Consider the following 12,473-nt stretch of genomic DNA (forward strand, 5'->3'; position numbering starts at 1 on the left):
CTGGACCCATGGCAGACCTCGACACACTCGTCGGCGACCTACGTGCCGAGGGCGACGACCTCGATGCGCTCGTCGCCGAACTGACACCAGAGCAGTGGGCGGCACCGACACCGGCCGAGGGCTGGACGATCGCACACCAGATCGCCCATCTGTCCTGGACCGATCACGTCGCCGAGCGCACCACATCCGGCGCATCCGGCGATAGTGCGGCCAAGGAGGAGTTCGCACTCACGCTGAAGAAAGCATGGGAGAACCCCACCGGCTTCGTCGATGAGGCTGCGGAGGAAGAAGCCCGCAATCCCGAACTGTTGAGCGCATGGCGAACCCGCCGTCGGGCCATGACCGGTGCTCTCGTGCAGGTGCCGCCCGGAACCAAGATCGACTGGTTCGGACCCCCGATGAGTGCCGCCTCCATGGCCACCGCGCGGTTGATGGAAACCTGGGCGCACGGTCAGGATGTCGCCGACGCACTGGGCGTCACCCGCGTGGCTACCGACCGAATCCGCGGCGTCGCGCATATCGGTGTGCGCACAAGAGATTTCGCCTACGCGGTCAACCAACAGGCCCCGCCCGTCGAGCAGTTTCGCATCGAACTCACCGCGCCCTCGGGTGAAGTGTGGACGTGGGGACCCGAGGACGCCGCCCAACGCGTGAGTGGATCTGCGCTCGACTTCTGCCTCCTCGTCACCCAGCGTGCTCATCGCGACAACCTCGACATCCGTGCCGAGGGACCCGACGCCGCGCACTGGCTCACCATCGCCCAAGCCTTCGCAGGCCCTCCGGGGGTCGGACGGACCCAGTCAGGGCGAGAGCAAGCATGACCGTCAGAATCGGTAACTGTTCGGGCTTCTACGGAGACCGTCTCTCCGCCATGCGCGAGATGCTGGAGGGCGGCGAACTCGACTACCTCACCGGTGATTACCTCGCCGAGCTCACGATGCTCATCCTCGGCCGCGACCGGATGAAGGACGCGACCCGTGGCTACGCCAAAACCTTTCTGCGCCAGGCCGAGGACTGCCTGGGTCTGGCACTCGACAAGGGTGTCAAGATCGTCGCCAACGCCGGTGGTCTGAATCCACGTGGCTTGGCCGAGGCGCTGGAGAAGCTCGACTCCGGTGCGAAAATCGCGTACGTCGACGGCGACGACCTTCTCGGCAGAGCGGCCGAACTCGGCCTCGGTAGCCCGTTGACCGCAAACGCCTACCTCGGCGCGTGGGGCATCGTGGAATGCCTGAACTCCGGTGCCGACGTCGTGGTCACCGGGCGCGTCACCGATGCCAGCGTGATCGTGGGACCCGCTGCGGCGCACTTCGGTTGGACGCCGACCGATTACGACGCCCTGGCCGGAGCCGTGATCGCCGGACACGTCATCGAATGTGGAACTCAGGCGACGGGCGGGAACTACTCGTTCTTCACCGAGATTGCCGATCTGTCGCGCCCGGGCTTCCCGATCGCAGAGATCAACAACGACGGGTCGAGCGTCATCACCAAGCACGAGGGCACCGGCGGCGCGGTCAGTGTCGGTACCGTGACTGCCCAGTTGCTGTACGAAATCACCGGCGGTCGCTACGCGAACCCTGACGTCACCGCACGGATCGACTCAGCGATCCTGACGCAGGAATCCAGCGATCGGGTGTCCATCGCCGGTGTGACCGGCGAAGCGCCGCCGCCCACCTACAAGGTCTCGCTCAACGCGCTCGGTGGCTTCCGCAACGAATTCACGATGGTGCTCACCGGCCTGGACATCGAGGCCAAAGCTGCACTTGCACAGAGTCAATTCGAGTCCTGGCTCACCGCACGGCCGACCGAACTGAACTGGACGCTGGTGCGCACCGACAAGCCGGACGCCGAGACGGAGGAGACGGCCAGCGCCCTGCTGCGCTGCGTGGCTCGCGACAGCAACCCCGACGCCGTCGGACGTCAGTTCTCAGCGGTGGCAGTCGAACTCGCACTGGCCAGCTACCCCGGATTCTCGGTCACCGCACCGCCGGGAAACGGAGCGCCTTACGGAGTGTTCACGGCAGGTTTTGTCGACGCGGCCCAGGTGCCGCACGTTGCGCATCTCGCCGACGGCACCGAAAGTGCCATCGCACCGTCCAAGGAAACGCGGGCATTGGAACCCCTCGATGAACCGACGCTCCCGGCACCGAGAGCAGCCGAAGCGACCATCCGGCTTCCACTCGGAACCGTCGCCGCGGCCCGAAGCGGCGACAAGGGCGGCAATGCCAACGTAGGGGTCTGGGTCCGTACCGATGACGAATTCGCTTGGCTCGCTCACGCGTTGACGGTCGAGACCCTGAAGAAGATGTTGCCCGAGGCCGAGCAACTCACTGTCACTCGGCATGTGCTGCCGAACCTGCGAGCGGTCAACTTCGTCATCGAGGGCATCCTCGGGCAAGGCGTGGCATCGCAGGCCAGGTTCGATCCACAGGCCAAGGGGCTCGGTGAATGGCTGCGGTCGCGGCACATCGACATCCCCGAAACGATTGCTTACAAAGGAGAACTCGGATGAGCATCTGGACTACGCCTGAGCGTCAGCAGCTTCGCAAGACCGTCCGTAGCTTCGTCGAGCAGGACATTGCGCCGCACATGAATCAGTGGGAGACCGACGGCGAGATCCCGCGCGATCTGCACAAGAAGGCGGCAGCTCTCGGTCTGATCGGTGCCGGCTTCCCCGAGGAGGTCGGCGGGGACGGTGGAGATCTGGCCGACGCGGTCGTGATCTGCGAGGAGATGCATCAGGCCGGTGCGTCCGGCGGGCTTTTCGCATCGCTGTTCACCAGCGGAATCTCCCTGCCGCACTTGGTGGCTGCGGGCGACGCCGACCAGATCGAGAAGTGGGTGCGGCCCACGCTGGCTGGGGAGAAGATCGGATCGCTGGCGATCACCGAGCCGGGCGGCGGCTCCGACGTCGGCCACCTGAAGACGAAGGCCGTCAAAGACGGTGAGCACTACGTCGTCAACGGTTCCAAGACGTACATCACCTCGGGGTGCCGAGCCGATTTCGTCGTCACCGCGGTCCGCACCGGTGGCGACGGTGCCGCCGGCGTCTCGCTGCTCGTCATCGAGAAGGGCACACCCGGGTTCGAGGTCACCAGCAAGCTCGACAAGATGGGCTGGCGCGCATCCGATACCGCGGAGCTCTCGTTCGTCGACGCCCGAGTGCCGGTGAGCAACCTGGTCGGTGCCGAGAACAGTGGCTTCGCGCAGATCGCGCAGGCGTTTCTCACCGAGCGCATCGCCCTTGCCGCCCAGGCCTACGCCAGCGCGCAGCGATGCCTCGATCTCACTCTGCAGTGGGTCCGCGATCGCGAGACGTTCGGAAAGCCGCTCATCGCACGGCAATCCGTGCAGAACACTGTCACCGAGATGGCTCGCAAGATCGACATCGCCCGCGTCTACACCCGCTCCCTCGTCGAGAGGTCCATGCAGGAGAAGCACGACTTCATCGCCGAGGTCTGCTTCGCGAAGAACACCGCCGTCGAATCCGGAGAGTGGGTCGCCAATGCGGCGGTGCAACTCTTCGGGGGGCTCGGCTACATGCGTGAGAGCGAAGTCGAGCGTCAGTACCGCGACATGCGCATCCTCGGTATCGGCGGCGGAACCACCGAAATCCTCACCGGACTGGCAGCAAAACGATTGGGGTACCAGGCATGAGCGTGCTGAAGTCCACCCTCGACACCGCGTCGGAACAGTATTCCGGTGCCACCGAGGCGATGCACACCAAACTCGCCGAGATCGACGCCGAACACGACAAGGCTCTCCTCGGCGGCGGTGAAAAGTACGTGGCGCGACACAAGAAGCGCGGCAAGCTCCTCGCCCGCGAACGCATCGAGCTCCTGATCGACGAGGACTCCGCGTTTCTCGAACTGTGCCCACTTGCAGCCTGGGGCAGTGACTTTCCCGTGGGGGCCAGCACCGTCATGGGCATCGGCGTCGTGTGCGGAGTCGAATGCCTCATCGTCGCCAACGATCCGACGGTCCGCGGTGGAGCCAGCAACCCGTGGACTCTCAAGAAGGGGTTCCGCGGTAACGACATTGCGACCCAGAACCGACTGCCGGTGATCTCCCTGGTCGAATCCGGCGGTGCCGATCTGCCGACCCAGAAGGAGGTGTTCATCCCCGGCGGACGCATGTTTCGCGATCTGACGCAGCTTTCGGCGGCCGGCATTCCCACGATCGCGTTGGTGTTCGGTAACTCCACTGCCGGCGGTGCGTACATTCCCGGGATGTCCGATCACGTGGTCATGATCAAGGAACAATCCAAAGTGTTCCTCGCCGGCCCGCCGCTGGTCAAGATGGCCACCGGTGAGGACTCGGACGACGAGTCGCTCGGCGGTGCCGAGATGCATGCCCGAAAGTCTGGTCTCGCAGACTATTTCGCCGTCGACGAGCAGGATGCGATCCGTATCGGACGCAGCATCGTCTCGCGGTTGAACTGGAAGAAGAAGGGCCCGGAGCCGCGCGCCGAGATCATCGAGCCGCTGGCCGACCCCGAGGATCTGCTCGGCATCGTCCCCACCGACCTGAAGATCCCGTTCGACCCCCGCGAGGTGATCGCCCGCATCGTCGACGGCTCCGATTTCGACGAGTTCAAGCCCATGTACGGCGGCTCGCTCGTCACCGGATGGGCCGAGCTGCACGGCTATCCCATCGGCATCCTGGCCAATGCACGCGGTGTGCTGTTCAGCGAGGAATCGCAGAAGGCAACGCAGTTCATCCAGCTCGCCAACCGGTCGAACACGCCACTGTTGTTCCTGCACAACACCACCGGCTACATGGTCGGCAAGGAATACGAGGAAGGCGGGATGATCAAGCACGGCTCGATGATGATCAACGCCGTCTCCAACTCGACGGTTCCGCACATCTCGATCCTGCTCGGTGCGTCCTACGGTGCCGGTCACTACGGCATGTGCGGCCGCGCCTTCGACCCGCGATTCCTGTTCGCCTGGCCGTCGAGCAAATCTGCCGTCATGGGCGGCGCGCAGCTCGCCGGCGTCATCTCCATCGTCGGCCGGGCCGCCGCCGAGGCTCGCGGCCAGGCGTTCGACGCGGAGGCCGACGCCGGAATGCGCGCGATGATCGAGGCACAGATCGAAGCCGAGTCGCTGCCCATGTTCCTCTCCGGACGCCTCTACGACGACGGCGTCATCGACCCTCGTGATACCCGCACGGTAGTGGGAATGTGCCTGTCGGCCATCGCCTCTGCCCCGATCGAAGGCACCGCCAACTTCGGTGTCTTCCGGATGTGAAGCCATGACCGTATCGTCCGTCCTCGTAGCCAACCGCGGCGAAATTGCCCGCCGTGTCTTCACTACCTGTCGCGCCGAAGGCATCGACACCGTCGCGGTGTTCTCCGACGCCGACGCCAATTCCCCGCACGTGCGCGAGGCCGACTCCGCGGTGCGCCTACCCGGCAACAGCTCGTCGGAGACCTACCTTCGCGGCGACGCGGTCATCGCAGCGGCGGTACACGCCGGTGCCGACGCAGTGCATCCGGGATACGGATTCCTCTCCGAGAACGCGGAATTCGCCCGGCAGGTCCTCGACGCCGGTTTGACGTGGATCGGACCGCCCGTCAAGGCCATCGAGTCGATGGGCTCGAAGGTCGAGTCCAAGAAGATGATGGCCGACGCCGGAGTTCCGGTACTGACGCAGCTCGATCCCGAGTCGGTCACCGAGAACGAACTCCCGGTGCTGATCAAGGCCTCCGCGGGTGGCGGCGGTCGCGGTATGCGGATCGTGCGCAGCCTCGATACGCTGCAGTCCGAAATCGAAGCAGCGGGGCGAGAAGCACTGTCGGCGTTCGGTGACGGAACGGTGTTCGTCGAGCGCTACATCGAGACCGGACGACACATCGAAGTTCAGGTCATGGCCGATCGCTTCGGCACGGTGTGGACGGTGGGCGAGCGCGAGTGCTCGATCCAACGCAGACATCAGAAGGTCGTCGAGGAAGCACCGTCACCGCTCGTCGAACGCATCGACGGCATGCGCGAGAAGCTTTTCGATGCAGCAACACTCGCCACCGAGGCCATCGGCTACGAGGGCGCGGGCACCGTCGAATTTCTCGCCGACGAGAAGGGCAACTTCTTTTTCCTCGAGATGAACACCCGTCTACAGGTGGAGCACCCGGTCACCGAATGCACGACGGGTCTGGATCTGGTGGCGCTGCAGATTCGGGTGGCGGCGGGGGAGCGGTTGCCCGCCGAGCAACCGGCGGCGCGCGGTCACTCGATCGAGGTTCGTCTGTACGCAGAGGATCCGGCTCAGGATTGGCAGCCGCAAAGCGGTGCCGTGCACCGATTCGAGATTCCCGGTGCACAGTTCGAGGTGCTGGACAAGGCCGGAATCAGAGTGGATTCCGGCGTCGAGTCCGGCAGTGTGGTGAGCACGCATTACGACCCGATGCTCGCGAAGGTCATCTCGTTCGCACCGACGCGAGACCAGGCGGCGAATCTGCTGGCGAAAGCGTTGCAGCGAGCCACGATCCACGGACTGAAGACCAACCGAGATCTACTGGTCAACATCCTGCGGCACCCGTCGTTCCTGGCCGGCGACACCGACACCGCGTTCTTCGATACCCACGGCCTCGATGTGCTGTCGCAACCGATCGCGCAGGGGCGCGGCGTGGAGCTGTCGTCGCTCGCTGCAGCGCTCGCAGACGCGGCGAACAACACGGCGCAGGCACGTGTGAACCGTGGACTACCCGGCGGCTGGCGCAACCTCCGGTCGCAGCCGCAGCGAAAAACGTACGACGACAGGACGGTCGAATACTCGATCGGACGCGGCGGACTCGCCGCTTCGGTAGACGGTGTCTCGCTGGACGGCGTCGAACTCGTCGAGCACACACCGACATCGGTGACGCTCGACGACGGTGGCATCAGGCGCATCTTCGAAGTGCACAGTTACGGATCCGATGTGTTCGTCGATTCGGCGCTCGGGCCGGTTCGTCTGGTCCGAGCCCCGCGGTTCACCGACCCCACCGACGAGGTGGCGGCGGGGTCGCTGCTGGCTCCGATGCCGGGCAGCGTCATCAGAATCGCTGCTGCGCAGGGCGATACCGTCACCGCGGGTCAACCGATCCTGTGGCTCGAGGCGATGAAGATGGAACACACGGTGACCGCACCTGCAGACGGTGTGCTCATCGAATTGAACGTAGTGGAAGGTCAACAAGTCGAAGTCGGCGCAGTTCTGGCCGTTGTCACCGAAGAAGTGGTCACCGAACAGGGAGCGGATCAATCATGAGTTTCATCGAGACCGAAGAGCAGAAGGGACTGCGCAACGCGGTCTCGTCACTGGGCAAGCGCTACAACTACATCGACTACGTCCTGCCCAAAGCGCGCAAGGGTGAGCCGCTGACCGAACTGTGGAACGAGGCGGGCAAACTCGGCTTCCTCGGCGTCAATCTGCCCGAGGAATACGGCGGTGGCGGCGCAGGCATCTACGAGCTCGCGCTCGTCCAGGAAGAGCTTGCCGCGCACGGTGCCGGTCTGTTGCTCGTCGTCGTCAGCCCGGCGATCTGCGGCACCATCATCGGCAAGTACGGCACGGCAGACCAGAAGCAGGAGTGGCTCACCGCTCTCGCCGACGGGTCCAAGATCATGGTCTTCGGGATCACCGAACCCGACGCCGGATCGAACTCGCATCAGATCACCACCACCGCGCGTCGCGACGGTGACGAATGGATCTTGAAGGGCAACAAGATCTACATCTCCGGTGTCGATCAGGCCGATGCGGTCCTGATCGTCGCACGGACCGAGGATTCCAAGACCGGCAAGCTCAAGCCGGCGCTGTTCATCGTGCCCGCCGACGCTCCGGGACTGCAGAAGACGCAGATGGAGATGGACATCGTCGAGCCCGATCACCAGTTCGTGCTGTTCCTCGACGACGTTCGGCTGCCCGCCGAGGCGCTCGTCGGTGAGGCCGACGCTGCCCTGATGCAGCTGTTCGCGGGACTGAACCCCGAGCGCATTCTCGGGGCCGCGATGGCTGTCGGTATGGGTCGCTACGCTCTGGACGCGGCGATCAAATACGCCAACGAGCGGACTGTCTGGAAGACGCCGATCGGCGCACACCAGGGCTTGGCGCACCCGTTGGCGCAGTGCAAGATCGAGCTGGAGTTGGCGAAACTGATGATGCAGAAGGCCGCGGTGCTCTACGACTCCGGCGACGATTTCGGTGCTGCGGAAGCGGCCAACATGGCGAAATACGCTGCGGCCGAAGCCAGTATCAAGGCGCTGGATCAGGCGATCCAGACCCACGGTGGTGCCGGCTTGAGCAGCGAGTACGGCTTGGCTGCGATGCTCGGGGCCGCCCGCATCGCCCGCGTCGCGCCGGTGAGTCGGGAGATGATCCTCAACTTCGTGAGCCAGCACTCGCTCGGACTGCCGAGAAGCTACTGATGGCCGTTCTCGTCGAGTCGGGCAAAGACACAGCGTATTTGACGTTGGATTCGCCGCGGAACCGAAACGCGCTGTCGTCAGTGTTGGTGGAGGAGCTGACAGCGGGCCTCATCGCTGCAGCGCACGACGACGACGTCAGAACGATCGTGCTCGGCCACACCGGCACCACGTTCTGTGCCGGTGCCGACCTCAGAGAGGCCGGGGCGTCGCCGGAACTTCGCACTCGGCAGATGCTGGATCTGATGCGGCTGATCATCGACACCCCGAAACCCGTCGTCGTGCAGATCGACGGGCATGTGCGGGCAGGTGGAATGGGGCTCGTCGCGGCCTGCGATATTGCGGTCGCCGGACCCCAGAGTTCGTTCGCGCTGACGGAGGTTCGCCTCGGCCTGGCGGCATCGGTCATCTCGGTGGCCGTGCTGCCGCGGCTTTCGTCCCGTACGGCGAGTCGCTACTTCCTCACCGGGGAGACGTTCGACGGTGCCACCGCCGAGGCGATCGGTCTGATCACCGTGGCCGACGCCGTTCCCGCGGCAGCGGTGGCCGACTACATGATCATGTTTCGGAAGTGTTCGCCGCAGGGCCTGGCCGAGTCGAAACTCCTCACCACGGCCGCGATCAGGCGCGAGATCGACGAACGCGGGACGGCCGTCGCCGAGCAATCGGCCAGGTTGTTTGCGTCCGACGAGGCCCGAGAGGGGATGATGTCCTTTCTGGAGAAGAGGCCCCCGTCCTGGGTCATCGAAAAATAGGTCGGCGGAGAAGTAGGGAGATTGTGATGGCGCGCGAACCCAAGCAGGACCGCAGCAGGGTGACGCGCCAGCGACTGCTCGAGGCGACGATCGACTCGCTCGCCGAGCAGGGCTGGGTAGCCACGACGGTCGGTGTCGTCGCCGAACGCGCCGGCGTCTCGCGCGGTGCGACCCAACACCATTTCCCGACGCGTGAGGACCTGATCACCGGGGCGCTCGAGTACATGTTCGACACTCGAATGGACCGTGCACGCCGCGAGGCGCAGGAGATTCCGGCCGGGCCTGGACGGACGAAGCTCGTCGTGGAGCGACTCGTCGAGTACTACACCGGCCCGATGTTCAAAGCAGCACTGCAGGTCTGGACTGCGGCATCGGCAGATCCCGAGTTGCGCGATCGAATCGTGCCCCTCGAAGAACGGTTCGGTCGCCGTGCCCACCAGATGGCTGTCGAGAACCTCGGAGTCGACGACAACGATCCCGTCACTCACCGCCTCGTGCAGGCGACCCTCGACCTCGCCCGCGGTCTCGGATTGGCCGACGTCCTCACCGACGACGCGCGGCGACGCGTCGAAATCGTCCGCACGTGGGCCGATGTTCTCGACGCCTCACTGAACGCGAGGCACTCCGTCGTCGCCGGTTCGGTAGCCGGGTAGAACTCGCAGGCTCTGCAGCACCGACGAACCTGTGCTTGAGTCTGGCGGGTGACTTCCGATATCGCACGCGTGCACCGCGGCCACATTTTTCACGTCGCAGGCTCGCCCACCGTGACGGACGCCGCAACCGCGCTGGTGTCGATTCCCGACGGTGCCCTTGTCGTCGGCGACGACGGCATTATCGAGTTCTGTGGTGAGTTCGATTCTCTCCCAGATCGATTCGCAGACCTCTCGGTTGCCGATCATCGACCCGGGTTTCTGCTGCCTGGATTCGTCGACACCCACATTCACTTCCCGCAGACCTATGCCGGCGATTCCTACGGCGGCGGTCAGCTTCTCGAATGGCTGAACACGTGCATCTTCCCGTCCGAGTCGCGTTTCGCCGATCCCGAGTTCGCCGCGGCGGCGGCCCGAGACTTCTGCGCCGCCCGCATCCGGGCCGGGACCACACAGGCCATGGTGTTCGGGTCGGCATTCCCGCACGCCCAGGATTCGCTGTTCGCCGAGACCGGAAAGCACGGACTGCGCATCGTCAGTGGCCGCGGTGTGCAGACCACCGGCCCGGCGTCGGCGCAGGCATTGATCACCGGTGAGGACGAGGCAATACGCCTGGTGTCCGAGGAGATCGAGAAATGGCACGCCGCCGATACCGGCGACGTCGACACGGCGATGCTGCACGTGGCAGTCGTACCGCGGTTCTCGCTTTCGGTGACGACCGAGACGCTGAGGAATCTCGGTGAGCTCTACGACTCGGTGCGCGGTCGTGGCGTCTACTTCCACACGCACCTCAACGAGAACAACCGGCCGGGCACCGGCGAGATCGATGCCACCAAGAACGCCTACGGGGTTGGGGCCTACCTCGACACCTACGACGGCAAGTTCCTGCCGGGCTCACAGGTCGGCGGCAAGAGCTTTCTCGGCAAGCGAACCATCCTGGCGCATGCAGTGCATTGCCAGGACGCCGAACTGGAGCGCATGGCCGAGACCGGAACCTCCATCGCGCACTGTCCTACCTCGCAACAGTTTCTCGGCTCGGGCACGATGCCGTGGAAGCGAACCGTCGCCGCGGGAGTGAACATCGCCATCGGCTCCGACTTCGGCGGCGGTGACGAATGGTTGCTACCGCAGGTGCTGGCCGACGCCTTCAAGGTGCACATCTCCGAGGCCGGCGACGACGGGTTGTCGCTGCACCCGGCGGAACTGCTGTTCACCGGAACCCTCGCCGGGGCCCGCGCTCTGGACATGGAGAACCGCATCGGCAATTTCGACATCGGCAAGGAAGCAGACTTCGTCGTCGTCGATCCGTCCGCATGGCCGCAGTTGGCGGCGGCGATCGACCACGGTGTTCGCGCCGACGATGCCGAACTGGCCCGCGACCAGACTCTGTTCGCCCTCCTGATGGCCATGCGCGAGCCCGCCATCGTCGGCGTGTACGTCCAGGGACGCGCTGTGCACGGCACATGACTGGAGAGCTGTCCGATTGATAGGTTCAGTGCGACGTCGAACTGCTGCATCGGACAACACGCAAAGGACGGCATGAAGCGAGTGGCCCTGGTGATCGCCGCAGTCGCAGCGCTGGTCGCCGGCTGCGGTGGTTCCGATACCGACGCCGCCGATGCCTCGACCGAGGCAGCGACGACGACCACCGGGGCGTACGAGCCCGGTCCGTTCTTCGGTGAATGCGGATCGATCACCGACGCCGAGGTGCAATCTGCGTTCGGAGCCGGCCCGTTCTCCCAGGTCACCCGCAACTCCGTCGGTTGCCAGTGGGAGACCGTGGGCTTCAGTGGTCCGAGCGTCAGCTTCTCCTGGTACCGAGGCAGCCCGATCGGACGTGAGCGTGCAGGCTCCGAGTTGATCGGCCGTCCGGCCAAGGACATCGCCATCGACGGCAACCCCGGCTTCGAGGCCGAACAGGGCCCGCTGTGCGAGATCGGCGTGCAATTCGGCGACGACTTCTTCCACTGGTCCATCACGTACTCCGACCAACCCGCGGCACGCCCGCCGTGCGACGTCGGAAACGAGCTCGCGGCGCTGACAGTCGAGCGCAAGCAATGAGAACGACAAGAGTCGCCGCCGCCGCCGCGACCCTGCTGCTCGCCGCCGGTTGCTCCCAGACGGTCGAGGGCACGCCGCGGCCGGCGAGCTTCGCCGGCTCGGGTAGCCAAGAATTCACCAAGTTGTTGACCGAGTGCGATGCCGTCTCCGACGACCAGATTCGGGAGACCACCGGAGCCGACGACATCGCGCGCGGCTTCTTCGGGGCGATCTGCCGATGGGATCTGATCGGCTCCGCGGGCATGGTGAAGGTGACGTTCAACTGGTTCGAATCCGGCACCCTGGCCGCCGAGCGGGCGGCCGACGAGAAGATGATGTACACCGTCAGCGACACAACAGTGCAGGGCCGCAAGGCAATACAGGCCCAGCGTCCCAACGATTCCGCGTCGTGCGGAGTCTCGGCCGGTGCAGATCAGGCGGGCATCTTCGGGTGGTGGGTGCAGTATCGGCCGGATGTCGCGCACCCCGATCCCTGCCAGGCCGCGGCGAAGCTGGCCGACCTCGCACTCAACCTGAGCAGATAGGTTGCGTATCAGGGCGAAGGGTGTTTTGACCCGAGGCCGCGCCGCCGGGTATCGTCATGGGTCGTGTCCGGCCTGGCCGGACCG

The 12,473-nt window shown here is 65.1% G+C and carries 11 protein-coding genes; all 11 read left to right on the forward strand.

Annotated features, from left to right (window positions below; genetic code table 11):
• The first annotated feature begins 8 nt into the window (after window positions 1–8).
• The 11 genes from QM797_RS18010 to QM797_RS18060 all read left to right on the forward strand — a co-directional run bounded on the left by QM797_RS18010 (window position 9) and on the right by QM797_RS18060 (window position 12,389).
• A complete protein-coding gene (locus QM797_RS18010; protein WP_283277046.1) occupies window positions 9–821 on the forward strand; it encodes a TIGR03084 family metal-binding protein in 813 nt (270 codons plus the stop codon).
• On the forward strand, window positions 818–2,512 hold the full coding sequence (locus tag QM797_RS18015; protein ID WP_283277047.1) for an acyclic terpene utilization AtuA family protein: 1,695 nt from the start codon (window positions 818–820) through the stop codon (window positions 2,510–2,512). Before QM797_RS18010 ends, QM797_RS18015 begins: the two co-directional genes overlap by 4 nt.
• On the forward strand, window positions 2,509–3,657 hold the full coding sequence (locus tag QM797_RS18020) for an acyl-CoA dehydrogenase family protein (RefSeq protein WP_283277048.1): 1,149 nt from the start codon (window positions 2,509–2,511) through the stop codon (window positions 3,655–3,657). Before QM797_RS18015 ends, QM797_RS18020 begins: the two co-directional genes overlap by 4 nt.
• Window positions 3,654–5,252, forward strand: a complete 1,599-nt coding sequence (locus QM797_RS18025; protein ID WP_283277049.1) for an acyl-CoA carboxylase subunit beta — start codon at window positions 3,654–3,656, stop codon at window positions 5,250–5,252. Before QM797_RS18020 ends, QM797_RS18025 begins: the two co-directional genes overlap by 4 nt.
• 4 nt (window positions 5,253–5,256) lie before the next feature.
• Window positions 5,257–7,245 carry an acetyl/propionyl/methylcrotonyl-CoA carboxylase subunit alpha gene (locus QM797_RS18030; protein ID WP_283277050.1) on the forward strand — a complete coding sequence of 663 codons (1,989 nt, stop codon included), beginning with the start codon at window positions 5,257–5,259 and terminating at the stop codon, window positions 7,243–7,245.
• The gene (locus QM797_RS18035) at window positions 7,242–8,402 is read left to right on the forward strand and encodes an acyl-CoA dehydrogenase family protein (RefSeq protein ID WP_283277051.1); all 1,161 of its coding nucleotides are present in this window, start codon (window positions 7,242–7,244) and stop codon (window positions 8,400–8,402) included. The genes QM797_RS18030 and QM797_RS18035 overlap by 4 nt, the downstream gene beginning before the upstream one ends.
• On the forward strand, window positions 8,402–9,154 hold the full coding sequence (locus QM797_RS18040) for an enoyl-CoA hydratase family protein (RefSeq protein ID WP_283277052.1): 753 nt from the start codon (window positions 8,402–8,404) through the stop codon (window positions 9,152–9,154). Before QM797_RS18035 ends, QM797_RS18040 begins: the two co-directional genes overlap by 1 nt.
• Before the next feature lie 26 nt (window positions 9,155–9,180).
• The gene (locus QM797_RS18045) at window positions 9,181–9,807 is read left to right on the forward strand and encodes a TetR/AcrR family transcriptional regulator (protein WP_283277053.1); all 627 of its coding nucleotides are present in this window, start codon (window positions 9,181–9,183) and stop codon (window positions 9,805–9,807) included.
• 60 nt (window positions 9,808–9,867) lie between these two features.
• Complete coding sequence (locus QM797_RS18050) at window positions 9,868–11,271, forward strand: guanine deaminase (RefSeq protein ID WP_349307210.1); 1,404 nt, start codon at window positions 9,868–9,870, stop codon at window positions 11,269–11,271.
• Between the two features lie 72 nt (window positions 11,272–11,343).
• Entirely contained in the window at window positions 11,344–11,865 is a 522-nt protein-coding gene (locus QM797_RS18055; protein ID WP_283277055.1) for a DUF3558 domain-containing protein, read from the forward strand.
• Complete coding sequence (locus tag QM797_RS18060) at window positions 11,862–12,389, forward strand: DUF3558 domain-containing protein (RefSeq protein ID WP_283277056.1); 528 nt, start codon at window positions 11,862–11,864, stop codon at window positions 12,387–12,389. Before QM797_RS18055 ends, QM797_RS18060 begins: the two co-directional genes overlap by 4 nt.
• The last annotated feature ends 84 nt before the right edge of the window (window positions 12,390–12,473 follow it).

The organism is Rhodococcus sp. IEGM 1381, assembly GCF_030056795.1.
Taxonomy (GTDB): Bacteria; Actinomycetota; Actinomycetes; order Mycobacteriales; family Mycobacteriaceae; genus Rhodococcoides.

What these genes read in the sequence shown, in the direction of transcription:
- QM797_RS18040 (WP_283277052.1), top strand. Translation starts at nt 8,402, where the DNA reads ATGGCCGTTCTCGTCGAGTCGGGCAAAGACACAGCGTATTTGACGTTG.
- QM797_RS18030 (WP_283277050.1), top strand. Translation starts at nt 5,257, where the DNA reads ATGACCGTATCGTCCGTCCTCGTAGCCAACCGCGGCGAAATTGCCCGC.
- QM797_RS18025 (WP_283277049.1), top strand. Translation starts at nt 3,654, where the DNA reads ATGAGCGTGCTGAAGTCCACCCTCGACACCGCGTCGGAACAGTATTCC.
- QM797_RS18020 (WP_283277048.1), top strand. Translation starts at nt 2,509, where the DNA reads ATGAGCATCTGGACTACGCCTGAGCGTCAGCAGCTTCGCAAGACCGTC.
- QM797_RS18035 (WP_283277051.1), top strand. Translation starts at nt 7,242, where the DNA reads ATGAGTTTCATCGAGACCGAAGAGCAGAAGGGACTGCGCAACGCGGTC.
- QM797_RS18015 (WP_283277047.1), top strand. Translation starts at nt 818, where the DNA reads ATGACCGTCAGAATCGGTAACTGTTCGGGCTTCTACGGAGACCGTCTC.
- QM797_RS18060 (WP_283277056.1), top strand. Translation starts at nt 11,862, where the DNA reads ATGAGAACGACAAGAGTCGCCGCCGCCGCCGCGACCCTGCTGCTCGCC.
- QM797_RS18045 (WP_283277053.1), top strand. Translation starts at nt 9,181, where the DNA reads ATGGCGCGCGAACCCAAGCAGGACCGCAGCAGGGTGACGCGCCAGCGA.
- QM797_RS18010 (WP_283277046.1), top strand. Translation starts at nt 9, where the DNA reads ATGGCAGACCTCGACACACTCGTCGGCGACCTACGTGCCGAGGGCGAC.
- QM797_RS18055 (WP_283277055.1), top strand. Translation starts at nt 11,344, where the DNA reads ATGAAGCGAGTGGCCCTGGTGATCGCCGCAGTCGCAGCGCTGGTCGCC.